The organism is Streptomyces cinnamoneus (assembly GCF_002939475.1).
Classification (GTDB): Bacteria; Actinomycetota; Actinomycetes; order Streptomycetales; family Streptomycetaceae; genus Streptomyces; species Streptomyces cinnamoneus_A.
In genome coordinates, this window is record NZ_PKFQ01000002.1 from 184,550 (window position 1) to 199,180 (window position 14,631).

The 14,631-nt window shown below is 76.3% G+C and carries 7 protein-coding genes; 1 reads left to right on the forward strand and 6 read right to left on the reverse strand.

Translation table 11 applies throughout. The features are described from left to right. Positions 1–33 precede the first annotated feature (33 nt). The 6 genes from CYQ11_RS29000 to CYQ11_RS29025 form a co-directional block, all read right to left on the reverse strand. Complete coding sequence (locus tag CYQ11_RS29000; RefSeq protein ID WP_099197868.1) at positions 34–2,640, reverse strand: condensation domain-containing protein; 2,607 nt, start codon at positions 2,638–2,640, stop codon at positions 34–36. Then, entirely contained in the window at positions 2,637–6,362 is a 3,726-nt protein-coding gene (locus CYQ11_RS30545) for an amino acid adenylation domain-containing protein (protein WP_240003193.1), read from the reverse strand. The genes CYQ11_RS29000 and CYQ11_RS30545 overlap by 4 nt, the downstream gene beginning before the upstream one ends. 61 nt (positions 6,363–6,423) lie before the next feature. Next, entirely contained in the window at positions 6,424–7,596 is a 1,173-nt protein-coding gene (locus CYQ11_RS29010) for an acyl-CoA dehydrogenase family protein (RefSeq protein WP_099197867.1), read from the reverse strand. Beyond that, positions 7,593–10,733, reverse strand: a complete 3,141-nt coding sequence (locus CYQ11_RS29015; protein WP_099197866.1) for a non-ribosomal peptide synthetase — start codon at positions 10,731–10,733, stop codon at positions 7,593–7,595. Before CYQ11_RS29015 ends, CYQ11_RS29010 begins: the two co-directional genes overlap by 4 nt. A 125-nt stretch (positions 10,734–10,858) precedes the next feature. After that, a complete protein-coding gene (locus tag CYQ11_RS29020; RefSeq protein WP_099197865.1) occupies positions 10,859–12,166 on the reverse strand; it encodes a condensation domain-containing protein in 1,308 nt (435 codons plus the stop codon). A 133-nt stretch (positions 12,167–12,299) separates the two neighbouring features. Beyond that, positions 12,300–13,565 carry an MFS transporter gene (locus tag CYQ11_RS29025; RefSeq protein ID WP_099197864.1) on the reverse strand — a complete coding sequence of 422 codons (1,266 nt, stop codon included), beginning with the start codon at positions 13,563–13,565 and terminating at the stop codon, positions 12,300–12,302. 467 nt (positions 13,566–14,032) lie between these two features. Between CYQ11_RS29025 and CYQ11_RS29030 the strand changes: the two genes are divergently transcribed. Beyond that, positions 14,033–14,254, forward strand: a complete 222-nt coding sequence (locus CYQ11_RS29030) for a hypothetical protein (protein ID WP_099197863.1) — start codon at positions 14,033–14,035, stop codon at positions 14,252–14,254. Positions 14,255–14,631 lie beyond the last annotated feature (377 nt).

The following is a 14,631-nucleotide window of genomic DNA, read 5'->3' on the forward strand; positions in this document are numbered from 1 at the left end:
CTGGTGGCCCGACGCGTAGCACCGGTCCGGCGGTCAGACCTCCAGCATCGCCGCGACCACCGAACGCCAGTCCTCGCCCGGCCGTTCGGCCAGTTCCCCGGTGAGCGCCGAGGCGCGGTAGCGGTGGCGGTGCAGCAGGCCGGGGTCCGTGTCCGCCGGCGGGCGGACCTCGCTGGGGCTGCCCAGCAGCCGGATCAGCTCCGCGGCGAAGTCCGCCCAGGCGACGTGACCGCCGACCGCGTTGACGGTGCGGCGCTCCGGCCGTTCCGCGCACGCCACCAGCACCCGGGCCAGGGCGGCGGCGTGCACCCACGGCACTCCCGACCACTCCTCGCCGGAGTCCGGCACGGCACCCGCCCGGGGGAGCACGACCGGCTCCCCGGCCTTCGCCGCCTGGAAGACCTCGCCGGTCGCCCCCCAGCGCAGCTGGTCGCGCAACCGCGGGTGCGGCCCCCACACGAGGGGCGCCCGCACCACGCTCGCCCCGCCCCGCCCCGAGGTGCCCGCCGCCTCCCACAGCAGGCGCTCGCACACGAGCTTCCCCCGGCCGTAGCCGGTGAGCGGCTCCCGCGGCGGCGTGTCCTCGCACACCTCGGCCGTCTCCGGCCGCCCGTAGGCGTCCACGCTGCTGACGAAGACGAAGGACCCGCGCCGCCAGCCGGCCAGCAGGGCCCGCATCGCCGCCACGTCCACGTCGGGGGAGGTGAACGTGCAGGCGGCGTGGATGACGTGGTCCACACCGCCCGCCGCCGCCCGCAGACCGTCCGCGTCGGCGAGGTCGCCCTCGACCACCTCGACGCCGTCGGCCGCCACCAGATGTGCCGACTCGGGCCGTACGAGCGCCCGTACGGGCCGCCCGCGCGCGGCCAGCTCCCGCAGGACGAACGCCCCGACGCCGCCGGTGCCGCCGGTGACCAGGACCGTGCCCGGGCGCGCGGAGCCGGCCGGGACGGCGCAGGCGCGCCGGGCGGACCGCTGCCGCGCCCGCCCGTCCAGCAGCGCCCCGAGGGCCCGGGGCGTGCGGTGCTCCAGCACGTCGAGCCCCGTCACCGGGACGCGAAGCCGCTCACGGAGCCGGTCGGCGACCCGGACCGCCAGCAGGGAATGCCCGCCGAGCAGGAAGAAGTCGCCGTCCGGTGCGGGCCGTTCGCCCAGCAGTTCGCCGAACACGTCCCGCACGGCGGGCACCGCGGCGCCCAGAGCACCCGGTGCCGCGCCGCCGGCCGGCACGGTCGCCTCCGCGCCGCGCCCACCGAAGGACAGCGGCTGCGCCGGGTCCTTCGCCACAGCCTCCAGCAGCCCGGCGAAGCGGTGCGCCAGCCCCCGGGCCGTCTCCTCGCCGAGCAGGCCGCGGTCGTGGTGCACCACGCAGTGCGCCCCGCCGCCCTCCGCGTCCTCCTCCAGGCAGAAGCCGAGGGCGAACTTGGCCGTGCCCAGCGGGACGTCGACGGGCTCGCACTCCGTGCCGGCCGGCCGGAGCACCGGCGGCCTGCCCAGGACGTCGGCGGTGACGGCCACCAGCGCGTTGCCGCCGCCGTCGCGCGCCCCGGCGCCGAGCCGCCGCACCATCAGGTCGAAGGGCACATCACGGTGGCGCTGTGCTTCGAGCAGCGTCTCGCGCACCCGCGACAGCAGGCCCGTGAAGTCCTCCACCCCGGACAGGTCCGGCCGGATGGGGAGGGTGTTGACGCACAGCCCCACCAGGTCGCGCGCCCCGGCCCGGTCGCGGTGGCTGCTCGCGCAGCCGATGACCAGGTCCCGCTCGCCGGTCTCCGCCAGCAGCACCGCGAAGGCCCCGGCGAGGACCACGGTGAACAGTGTGGCCCGGTGCGCCCGGCCCGTCGCCCGCAGCCCGTCGAGCGTGCCGGGCGCCAGCGGCAGGCGGACGACGCTCCCCTCGCCCCGGCCGCGGGCCCCCGGCGCGGCCCCCGGCAGGGGGACCGGCCGCGCGTGCGCGAGCCGCCGCGTCCAGTACGCCAGCCCCTCCTCCAGCGCCGGCGCCCCGGCCCGCTCCCGCCGGGCGAACTCCGCATAGCTCGCGGCGTCGCGCTCCGGCCCGGGGCCGCCGCCGTCCAGCGCCGCCCGGTACCCCTCGTCCAGCTCGCGGGCGATCACTTCCAGGGACGCCCCGTCCACCGTTATGTGATGGAACGTCAGCAGAATCGTGTGGTCGTCCGGCGCGTGCCGGACGACCAGCGCCCGCAGCACCGGGCCCGTGGCGAGGTCGAAGGGGCGTGCCGCCTCCGCCTCCAGCAGCCGCCGCGCCGCGTCCCCCGCGGCCTCCACCGTCTCGACCGGGACCCGCCCGGCCGGCACGGCCTCCTGGTACGGCTCGCCGTCGTGGCCGCCGTACCGCGTGCGCAGCACCGCGTGGCGGCGCACCAGCCCGGTCAGGGCCGTCTCGAAGGCGGCGTCGTCGAACGGGCCGCGGACCCGGGTCGCGAACGGCACGTTGTACAGGGCCCCGCCCCGGCCCAGCCGGTCCATCAGCCACATCCGGTGCTGGGCGTGCGAGAGCGGCGCGCGGCCGGAGTCCTCCCTGGACGGCGGCCGGGCCACCGGCCGGGCGCCGGCGCCGCGCCGGGCGAGCCGGAGCAGCTCCCGCTGCCGCAGGACCTCCGCCGAGGCGTCGCCGCTCATCGCCCGTCCCCTTCCGCGCCCGTCCCCGCCGGGTACGCCGCGGCCAGCGCCTCCTCGACGAGCACCGCCTGACCGGCCACGGTGGGGGACGAGAAGAACGCGGCGAGCGTCAGCTCCACCCCCAGGTCCTCGTGGAGGTCGTCCACGACGGCCAGCGCCAGCAGGGAGTGCCCGCCCAGGGCGAGGAAGTCGGCCTCCGGGTCGGTGACCTCGCACTGGAGCGCCCGGCCCCAGGCCTCGGCCACGGCCTGCTGCACCGGCGTCAGTTCCGGCGCCGGGGGCGCCTCGGGCCGTGGGAAGCCGGGCACCGGGCGGTCGGCCAGGGCCCGGCGGTCGACCTTGCCGGTCGCGGTCAGGGGCAGGTCCTCGACGACCGACCAGGCCGTGGGCAGCAGGTGTGCGGGCAGCCGCCCGGCCAGGTGGTCGCGCAGCGCCGCCACGGCCAGGTGCCCACCGCACTTGGGCACCACGAAGGCGGCCAGACGCGCGTCGTCGGCGCCGGCCCGCACCACGGTGACCGCCGCGTCGGCCACCCGGGGATGGGCGCGCAGCGCGTGCTCGACCTCGCCGGGCTCGATCCTGAAGCCACGGACCTTGACCTGCTCGTCGACGCGGCCGTGGAAGTCCAGCGTGCCGTCCGGGCGGGCGGAGACGAGGTCGCCGGTGCGGTAGAGACGGCCCGCCGCGGGGTGCCGGACGAACCGCTCGGCGGTGACGTCGGGCCGGCCCAGGTAGCCGGCGGCGAGCCGCGGGCCGCCGATCCACAGCTCACCGCGGACGCCGGCGGGCAGCGGCTCGCCGTGCCCGTCGAGGACGTGCGCCGTCGCTCCGGCGATCGGCCGGCCGATGGGCGGCGGGGCGTCGCAGTCGGCCTCGCGCACCCGGTGGGCGGTGGCGAAGGTGGTGGCCTCGGTCGGCCCGTAGCCGTTGACCAGCTCCAGCCACGGGTGGGCGCGCAGCACGGCCCGTGCGTGGCGCGCCGACAGCGCCTCGCCCCCGACGGCCACACCGCGCAGCACGGCGAAGACCGGTGAACGGCGCGTGGCCAGCTGGTGGAAGAGCGCGGTGGTCAGGAACGCCACGGTGGCGCCCAGCCGTTCCACGTCCCGCGCCAGCCTCTCGAACGACTGCCGGTCACCGGTGGAGACGACCACGGCGGCGCCGTTGGCCAGCGCCACCCACACCTCGAACGGGGCGGCGTCGAAGGCCTGCGCCGAGTGGAAGAGCACCCGGTCCCGCGGCGTGACGGTCAGGTAGTCCGGCGCCACGGTCAGCCCCGCCACGCCCCGGTGGGTGATCCCCACGCCCTTGGGCCGGCCCGTCGAGCCGGAGGTGTACATCACGTAGGCGAGCGCGTCCGGGTCGTATGCGCAGGGCTCCGGCAGGTCCTCCGCCGTGGGCTCCGGACCGCCGCCGACGGTGCCCGCCGCGGACAGCGCCAGCACGTCGCCGGCCAGCGTGCCCGCCGCTTCCAGCAGGTCCTTCTCGCCCACGATCAGGGTGACGCCGGCGTGCGCCGCCATCGCCTCCGTACGGGCGCGGGGATAGGCCGCGTCCAGCGGGACGTAGTGGCCGCCGGCCCACCAGACGGCGAGCTGCGCCACGACGACGCCCACCGAGTGCGGCAGCAGCAGCCCGACGGCCGTGCCCGGCCCGACGCCCCGGGCCCGCAAGGCACCGGCCAGCCGCCGGGCGGCGCCGGTCAGTTCCGCGTAGGTCAGGGCCAGGTCGCCGTCGGAGACGGCCAGCGCCGACGGTGAGGTACGGGCGTGGTCGAGGACCCGGCCCAGCACGCCGCCGGGGGCGCCGGGCGCCGGCGAGGCGTGGCCCTGAGGTTTCGTCACACCTGCCGCCTCGCGGCGGGAGTCCACCAGGGCGGCCAGGGCCCGCAGGTCGGGCTGGCGCAGCACCTGCGGCGCCCTCAGCCGCACCCCGAAGCGTTCCTCCAGGGCGGTCAGGAGACGGGCCGCGGCCAGGGAATTGCCGCCGCACGCGACGAAGTTGTCCTCCAGAGCGGTCCCGGGCCTGCCCAGCACCCGGCGGCACAGCTCGACCACCAGCTCCTCAGTGGGGGACGCCGTGCCCCGCGCCGTCCACGAGCCGGCGGGCCGCTGCCGGCGCCCGGCGAGCAGCGCGGCACGGTCCACCTTGCCGTTGGCGTCGAGGGGGAACTCCGTCACGAGGTGGACGGCCGACGGCACCGCCTGCTCGGGCAGCCGCCCGCGCACCTCCTCCAGCAGCTCCGCCGCCGGCGGGACGTCCGCACCGGGTGCGGGCCGCACGAAGGCGACCAGCCGGGTGTCCCCTCCGGCCGTGGTCTCGGCTGCCACCACGGCCCCGAGGACGCGGGCGTCGTCCTCGAACGCCGCCTCGGCCTCGGCCGGTTCGATCCGCGCGCCGCGCACCTTGACCTGGCCGTCCATGCGGCCGAGGAACTCCAGCACCCCGTCGGGGCGCATCCGCACCCGGTCGCCGGTGCGGTAGACGCGGTCCGTACCGGTGAGTTCCGGCGGCGGCGCCACGAAGCGGCGGGCGGTGAGCGACGCGTCCAGATAGCCGGTCGCCAGGCCGGTGCCGCCGATCCGCAGCTCGCCCGGCTCGCCGCGCGGCACGATGCGTCCGCCGTCGTCGGTGACGCAGACGACGGCCCCGTCCACGGGCGTGCCGATCGCCGGCACCCCGGGGCCGCCCCGGGGCTCCAGGGCCTGGGTGGTGGCCACGACGGCCGTCTCGGCCGGCCCGTAGGCGTTGTCCACCCGTGCCGTGACGTCGGCACCGGGGTGGCGGTGCAACCGGTCGCCGCCGATGCTCAGGTGCCGCAGGTCCGGCAGGTCCGGCCAGGGACGTTCGAGCACCAGCTCGGCGAGCGGGGTCGGCAGGATGGCCAGGGTGACGCGGGCCCGTCGCCACCAGTCCGTGAGCGTCCGGGGGTCCCAGCGGACGTCGTCCGGGGCGACGGTGAGGGTGGCGCCGGACGTCAGGGCGGTCCACAGCTCCAGCACGTGCGGGTCGAAGGAGACGCCGACCAGCAGGCTGTGCCGCTCGCCAGGGCCGGCCCCGACGCGGTCGGCGTACCAGCGCAGCCGCGCGGCGAGCGCCGGCCCGGCCACCGCCACGGCCTTCGGCACCCCGGTCGACCCCGAGGTGAGCACCGCGTAGAAGGTTCCCTCCGGCGCACCGGGGAGGGCGGTGTCGCCCGGCGGCGTGGCGGGAAACGCGGCGACGGCCTCGGCGTGGGCGTTGGCGCCGGTCCCCGGCAGCGGTAAGGCCAGCCGCTCGCCGGTCCCGTACGCCCCGGGCAGCGCGCCGGGCGCGCCGATCACACAGGTGACGCGCAGCCCTCGCGTCACCGCGGCCAGCCTCCGCTCCCCGGGGCGCGGCCCGAGGGGGAGGTAGACGGCGCCGAGGCGGGCCAGGGCGACGGCCGTGGCGACCAGCGCGACGGAGCGGTCCAGGCACACGCCCACGAGGTCACCGGGGCGCACCCGCTCGCGCAGCGCGTCGGCCGTCCGCGCGGCCAGGGCGTCCAATTCGGCGTAGGTCCACATCAGTTCGCCGTCCTCGACGGCGGGCGCGGTGGGGTTCCGGCCGGCCCAGTGCGCGTAGCGGGCCAGCACGTCGTCCCAGCCGTGGGCGGTGGCGGATCCGCCGTACGCGACGGAGAGCGCCGGCTCCCCGCCGGCGGGGGTGGTGGCTGCCGCGGTGTTCGGTGCAGTGGTCATGATTCCTCTGTTCGCAGACGTCGGAGGGGGAAGGGGGCGAGGGCGCGGGCGGCCGGCCCGCTCACCCCAGCCCCATGGCCCGCGCGACGATCACCTTCTGGATCTCCGAGGTCCCCTCGATGATCGTCATCATCCGGACGTACCGGTACAGGAACTCCAGGGGATGCCCGCGCACCCAGCCCGTCGCGCCGTGGACCCGCAGCGACCGGTCGACGACGCGGACCGCCGTCTCCGAGGAGGTCAGCTTGGCCAGCGCGGCGTTCTCCGGGGCCTCCACGCCCCCGTCGACCAGCCGCGCGCACGCCAGCGTCAGCAGCTTCGCCGCCTCCACCTCGGCCCGGCTGCCCACCAGGTGCTCCTGCACGTGCTGGTAGGCGCCGATGCGCTCCCCGAAGGCCCGCCGCTCCCGGGCGTAGGCGACGCCCAGCTCCAGGGCGTACTCGGCGATGCCGTCGCACATCGCCGCCACCACGAGGCGCCCGCGGGAGAGGCTGTCGATGCCGTGGCCGAGCGCCGCGCCGATGCCCTCCTCGCCGCCGACGACGGCCTCCGCGGGCACCCGCACGTCGTCCAGCACCAGTTCGCACAGCTCCTCGCCCGACATGCCGTCGTAGCGCTGGCCGATCCGCAGCCGGGGATGGTCCATGTCCACCACGAAGGCCGTCGGCCCGTCCTCGCCGTTCCCGCCGGCGGCCCGGGCCACGACGATGGCGAAGTCCGCGTGCCCGGCGTTGCTGACGAACGTCTTGCGGCCGGTCAGCACCCAGTCGCCGGCCGGCTGCCGGGTGGCCGTGCTGGTGAGGTGGAAGGCGTCGGACCCGGCGTTCGGCTCCGTCAGCGCCAGACAGCGGGTCGCCTCGCCCCGCACCAGCGGCTTCAGATAGCGCTCGACCTGCTCCGGGGTGCCCTGGCGCAGCAGCGGGCTCGGCCCGTCCGATCCCGCCAGCGCGTACGGCGCCAGCGGGCAGCCGCTGCGCCCGGCGGCCTGGTGCAGCAGCACCACCGCGGTGAACGGCATGCCGGAGCCGCCCAGTTCCTCGGGATAATCCCCGGCGTAGAAGCCCAGTCGCGCCGAGCGCTTGCGGACGTGGGCGCGCAGGTCCGCCGGGGGCATCCCCCAGGTCTCCGGCAGCTCGGCCGACAGCGGCACCAGCTCCCGGCGGACGAAGGACATGAAAGCCTCGGTGATCTCGCGGTGTTCCGTCTCCAGGACGGACGAGGGGGCCGTGCTCATCGGGCCGCCTCCGCCAGGGCGTGGGCCTGGTCGGCCAGGACGGGGTGCTGGAAGAGCACGCGCAGCGGCGGGCGGCTGCCGAGCCGCGGCTCCAGCCAGGCGGCGAGCTGGGCGGCCAGCAGGGAGTGACCGCCGACCTGGAAGAAGTGCGACGACGGCGAGAAGCGGTCGTGGCCAAGGACCTCCCGCCAGCCCTCGCCGAGCAGGGCGAGCGCGGGGTCGCCGTCGCCGGCGGCGGCCTGCCCGGTCGCCGCCGGGTCCTCCGCGTCCGCCGCGCGCTCCTCGGCGACGCGGCCCAGCGCGGCCCGGTCCGGCTTGCCGCCGGGCAGCAGCGGCATCGTCTCCAGCCGGATCCAGCGGGCCGGCACGAGCGCCGCGGGCAGCCGCTCGGACAGCCCCTCGTGCAGCAGCGCCCGGTCCACCTCCCCGCCGCCGTCGAGGAAACCGGTCAGGCAGGGACCGCCGGCCGCGTCCCGGCCGGGGACGACGGCGCACGACCGCCCGCCGAGGACGGCGGAGACGGCGGCTTCCACCTCCTCCAGCTCGATGCGGTACCCGCGCAGCTTGACCTGGTTGTCGCGGCGGCCGAGGAAGCACACCAGCCCGTCGCGGTCCCGGTAGCCGAGGTCCCCGGTCAGGTACACGCGTTCACCGCCGAGCGCCGGCACGGTGACGAACCGGGCCGCGGTCGTCGCCTCGTCCCCGAGGTAGCCGTCGGCCAGGCCCACGCCGGCGATCGCCAGTTCACCGACCGCGCCCCGGGGCAGCGGGCGCAGCCCGCCGTCGAGGACGTGCACCGCCGTGCCGGCCAGCGGGGTGCCCAGCGGGACCTCGGCGCCCTCGCCGTCCGCGATCCCCTCGCGCGGGACCTCGTGGACGGTCGAGGTGACGGTCGCCTCGGTCACCCCGTAGGCGTTGAGGACGCGGGCGCCGGTGGCGTCGAGCACGCTCCGGAGCGCGGCGGCCGGCAGCCGCTCGCCGCCGACCACGAGCAGCCGGGGCTCCCACAGCCCGTCCCGCAGCGCCTCGCACAGTTCCTCGCGCACGGCGAGCAGGTAACTCGTGGGCAGGTTGGCGACGGTGACCCGGCGGGCCGCCAGCACGGCGACCAGCTCCGGTGCCGTCGGCACCTCCCGCTGCGGCACGATCAGAGCGGCCCCGGCCAGCAGGGAGGGCAGGACCTCCTCCAGCGCCACGTCGAACGCCGGCTGGGCGAACAGCAGCACCCGGTCCCGCGCGTTCAGTCCGAACCGTCCGGCCACGGCGCTCGCGTGATGCGCGAGCGCGCGCCGGCCCACGACGACGGCCTTGGGCAGCCCGGTGGAACCCGAGGTGTGGATGACGTAGGCGGCGCCGTCGAGCGTCACGGCCGGCACGGCGGCGGGGAAGGCGCCGGCGCCGTCGACCAGGGCGACGGGCAGGCCCTCGGCGGGCAGGGCGAGGGCGCTCGCGCGGTCGGCCAGGACCAGGGCCGGGCGCAGGCGGCCGAGCAGCGTCTCCAGGCGGCCGGCCGGGTCGCGGGGGGACAGCGGGCAGTACACCGCTCCCGTGCGCAGGCAGGCCAGCAGGGTCACCACGGTGTCCACGCCGCGCGGCAGGACCGCCGCGACGGGCGCTCCCGCCGTCACGCCCGCCGCGCGCAGCCGCCCGGCCAGCTCCTCCACCAGCCCGTCGAGTTCGCCGTAGGTGATCTTCCGGGCGCCGCTGACGAGTGCCACGAGGGCCGGGTCGGCCTGCGCGACCGGGTCCAGGACCTCGTCGGGCCGCACCTCCGGTGCCACGGGGCCCGGCGCGGGCGTCACCTCGGCGGCGAGGGCCGCCAGCGGTGTGGCGGGGGCCGCCAGATACGCCCGGACGAGAGCGAGGAAGCGCTCCGAGAGCAGCCGCGCCGTGTCCTCGTCGAAGAGGTCCCGGTCGTAGTCCCAGACCAGCGTCATGCCGGCCGGGCCCTGGCGCGGCCCGACCGTGCGACGGTCGTCGGGCAGCAGCACCAGGTCGAGGTCGAAGCGGGTCGTGCCGGTGTTGAACCCCTCGAACAGCGACACCTCCAGGCCCGGTACGTCGATCTCGGGCAGCGCCGCGTCGTGGGCGCTGAACATCACGCTGAACAGCGGGTTGTCCGCACCGCCGGTGTGCAGGCCCAGCGCGTGCGTCAGCACCTGCACCGGCACGTCCTGGTGCGGCAGGGCGCGGATGAGCCCGTCGGTGACGTCGTCCACGCCCTCGTCGGCACCGGCCGCCGGGTCCAGGCGCAGACGCAGCGGGATGGTGTTGACGAACATGCCCGTGGCCGTCTCGAAGCCCTCGGGGCGGTTGCCGACGGCCGTGCCGACGACCAGGTCCGCGCGGCCGCTGTGGCGGCGCAGCAGTTCGGCGAAGAGGGTGAGGAGCGTGGAGAACGGCGTGTGGCCCTGGGCGCGGCTGTGGGCGCGCAGCCGTTCGGCCAGCTCCGCGTCGAGGGCCTGGCGCAGCTGGCCGCCGGCGTGCCGGCGCCGTGCCCCCGGCCGGGCGAGGCCGGGCAGGGGCATGTCGAAGGAGGCGTCGGCCAGTTCGCGCCGCCAGTGGGCCAGGCTCGCCTCGCGCCGCTCCTCGCGCCCGGGGCCGTGGGCCGCCGCGACGTGCTCCTCGTACGAGGGGGCGGGCGGCAGCGCGGCCGGCTCGCCCAGCACGCGCGCCCGGTAGACGCTGAAGACGTCGTGGAGCAGGATCGCGAACGAGTGCCCGTCGTGCACCAGGTGGTGTTCGACGTGGACGATCCGGTGGTGGTCCGCGCCGAGGCGGACCACGCACCAGCGCAGCAGCGGTGCCTCGTGGACGTCCAGCGGCGTCTCGGCCTCCTCGCGCAGCAGCCGCGCGAACGCGGCCTCCGGGTCGTCCTCGCCGCTGAGGTCGGCCGAACGCAGCCGGGGCGCGCAGCCCTGCCGCACCCGCTGGCCGGGCAGCGCGCCTGCGTTCTCGACGAGTTCGAGGCGCAGCCCCGGGTGCCGGTCGAGGGCGGCGGCCAGCCCGTCGAGCAGCGCGGCCTCGTCGAGCCTCCCGCGCAGGTCGATGGTGGCGGTGAAGTTGTAGGCGCGACTGCCGGGCAGCATCTGCTCGTGCAGCCAGACGATCTCCTGGGATGTGGAGAGTCCGAACATGGTCAACCTTTCCGGTCGGTAGGTCGGTGGCCGGCCGCCCGGGTGCCGGGGCGGCCGGGCCCGGTGACCCCGTTGCGTCGGTCGGACGGCGGGGCCGGGGCGGGGGCGCGGGGGCCGAGGGTGGCTCAGCTCGCCGGCGCGGCGCTCAGGGTGTCCAGCAGGGTCTCGAAGGCGTCCCGGGCGAGGCCGTCGGGCACGGCCGCCCGGTCCCACGCCATGCGGACGAGCACGTCGGTGCCGTAGGAGACGGAGACGGCGAACGGCGCCGGCAGGGGCCGGTCGTCGAGGTGCGTCTCGCGTCCGGTGGCGTCACCCAGCCGCAGCGGCGGTCGGCGGCCGAGGTCCTCGAAGGTGAGCAGCCCGTCGAGCCGCCCGGACCACGGCACGCCGGCGCCGCGGGCCGCGTGGACCACCGAGTCGAACGGCGCGTCGGCGTGGTCGAGGTCGTCCCACCAGGCGACGGCCCGTTCGCCGGGGCCCACGTCGTCGGCCGGGTGGACGACGGTGTTGAGGAAGCACCCGAGCACCGGCGCCGCCGCGGCGGGTCTGCCGCCCCACGGGTACCCCAGGGCGGCGACGCGGTCCGGGCCGTGGAGCGTGCGGGCCGCGCGAGCGCAGGCGTGCAGCACGGCCGGGAAGGCCGCGGCCCGGCCGCCGGCCACGCCGAGCGGCAGCCGGCGCCGGGCGGTGCCCGTGCCCGCGGAGGTGCCCTCGTGCGGGACCGGTCCGGGCGGCCGGAGCCCGGCGAGCCGCCGCGTCCAGTGCGCGAGGGCGCGGGGGCCGGAGCCCCCGTCCTCGGCGTCGAGCTGAAGGAGGACGGCGTCGCGGTAGCTGGCCAGCCCCGCCTCCGCCCGGTCGGCCGGCACGTCGTGCGGGCCCAGGCGGTCGCGGTAGGCGTCGCCGAGATCCGCGAGGACCCGGCCGAGCGACTGCTCGTCGCAGGCCACGTGGTCGAGGACCACCGCGAGGATCTCCTCCCCGTCCCCGTCGCCGGCGAGGAACAGCCTCAGGGGCGGCCCCTCGGCCGGCCACCGGGCCAGTGCCCGCAGCAGGGCTCCTTCGGCCCGCTCCCCGGGGCGCGGCCGCACGCGACCGACGTGTGCCTCGGGCTCCGTCACGCGCTGGAGGGGAACGCCGCGCCGTACCAGCGGCCGGGTCCGCAGCGCCGGGTGGAGGGCGGCCAGGTGGAGGGCGGCCGCACGCAGCCGGTCCGGGTCGACGGCCCCGGCGGGGAACGTGAAGAACAGCGGGACCAGGGCCGGACGTCCGGCGGGGTCCAGGCGGCGTGCCAGGAGGAACCGCCGCTGGGCCCCGGTGACGGGCAGCAGCGCGCCGGAGCCGCCCGGGCCTTCGGCCTCCGCGGCCCCCCGGGTTCCCCCGGTGACGCGCCGGTAGCCGGCGAGGTAGGACGAAGTGATGCTGCTGGACTGCACGATGACCTCCGCGCGCCGCGGGGCGCGATGGCTCGGAAGAGGACGAGGACGCCAGGGGGGGGGTGACGGGCACGGGCACGACGAGGCGACGGCACGTTCCTGCGGCGGGGAAGGGGAGCGCGGAGGGGGCGCCCTAGGGGGTCACGGTGCCGGCCGGGGCCGGGAGGTCGCGCATCCGCCGCAGCGGGGAGAGCAGCAGGGGCACCGGCACCAGCAGGATTCCGGCCGCGCACAGCCAGACGGCGTCTCGCGGGCCCGCCGTGCCGGCCACCGCCCCGCCCACCACGGCGCCCAGCGGCATGGTGCCCCACACCAGGAAGCGCAAGGTGGCGTTCATCCGCCCGAGCAGCTCCGGTGGGCAGAGCATCTGCCGGAAGCTGACCTGGGCGACGTTGTAGACGACGCCTCCGAAGAAGACCGCGGCAGTGGCGAGTGCGAACCACGCGGCGGCGGCCCCCCGGCCGGCCAACGGCCACAGAAGGGCGAACGGACCGGTCACGACGGTCGACAGCCAGATGACTCTGGCCTGCCCGACCGCACGGGAGAGCACGCCGGCGCACAGCGCGCCGGCCAGTCCGCCGACGGCCGCGGCGGACATCATCAGGCCGATCACGCCGGGCGGCAGGCCGAGCACACGGACCAGGAACACCGTCTGGACGGCCATGAGCATGGCGGTGAAGAAGTTCGACACCGCCGTCGCGCAGGCGATCACGCGCAGGACCGGGTGGCGGAGGACGAACGCGAGCCCTTCACCGACCTGCGCGCGCAGGGAGACCCCCACGACGGGCTCGGGCCGCTCCTCGTGGGCGCGGATGCCGCGGAGGAAGAAGGCCGACAGCAGGTAGCCGACGGCGTCGGCCATCAGCGCGAAGGGCGCCCCGAGGGCCTGCACCAGGGCGCCGCCCAGTCCCGGACCGGCCACTTGCGCGGACGAACGCGCGGTCTCCAGGGCGCCGTTGCCCGCGACCAGTTGCTCGCGCGGCAGGAGGACCGGCAGGTAACTCTGGTGCGCGATGTCGAAGAAGACCGTGGCCAGACCGGTGACCAGGGCCACCGCGTAGAGCTGAGTCATCGTCAGCACTTCGGCCCAGGCGGCGAGCGGCAGGCTCGCCATCGCCACCGCCCGGACGACGTCGGCCCGGACGAGCACGGGCAGTCGCCGCATCCGGTCCACCCACGCCCCGGCGGGCAGCCCCACGATCAGGAACGCCCCCGTCTCGGCCGCGGTCAGCATGCCGGCCTGCAAGGGGGACGCCTCTAGTTCGACGACGGCGACCAACGGCAGGGCCACCAGGGTCACTTGCGCGCCGATCTGGCTCACCGAGGCCCCGGCCAGCAGCAGTCGGAAGTCGTGGTTCCGTAAGGGGCCGGCACCGTCGCTGGCCTTCACTGACAACATTTGACAGACATTTGGGGATGACACCCCGCCCAGTCAAAAATGACGGACATTTTCGGTCAACTGCGTTCGCAATGCGAACAAGCGTTGTCGCCCAGCGGGCGAACCCCGGGGATCTGGTAACTGAACGCCAAGCAGCGACTACCTGGTGTACAGCACTCCCGGCGGGCTCGGAGCCGGGGCGCGGGGTGCGGAGTTCGAATGTCCGATACTCGGCGTTTCGTGGGACCTGCGGGGCGGTACTTCGCGGGACCGTCGGCGGCGAGCCGGTCGCTCCGGGCGCGGCGGGCTGCGCGACCCGGCTCCGGCGCTCCGGCGGCGGGTCTGGAGCCGGCCGCGGGCCGGCCTTCGTTGCGACACAAGGGTGATTAACCCCCCTCGTATTTGATTAGTCGTCTATATACCTGCACAGTTCGGGTAAGCGGAGCCTCATTTGGACCGCTGGCATCCCAGCCGCGAAGGTTAGGGGAGTGATCGTGATGGGCGGACAGAAGAAGAGCATGGAAAGGCGGCGGCGGAGGATTCCCCGTCGGCATCCTCTCGCCGATCAGCTGAACGACGCATTGACCATCGTGGTCGTGATCATTGTGGTCGCCGTCTGCTCGCCGGCCCTCAGTCCGGAAGCACTCGGGCTGATCGGAGTCGTGGCGACCGCGCTCGGCTCCCGGGCCCGGCTGAGAACCGGGCGGTAGCGGGCGGAAAGGGCCGCCGCGTCAGCCGGAGCGGCGGCCCCCGATCCCGTCTCCACACCGTATGCGCACGCTCGCGGAGCGTGCGGCGAAAGAGCCCGCGGTGTGAGCCCCCTCATGAGACCCGGGTCACTTACGGCTTTCTCTAGTGATGCCGCATTCGCGGTTGCCCGGTGAATAGGGCTTTCCCTCCACGGCTCTCCCGCGCGGAACGGCGTGGGGTAGTAGGTCACCTCGTTGCGCGGCTCTTTCGCCGCCGCTAACAATTGCGGGGTCGCACGGCGCCGTCGACAGAGAAACGGCGCTTTTTTCGCGCCGTTACGGGCCACTGCGACTTCGCGATGGGAAGAGGTTCAGCTCAGTTATGCGTTCCACTCACT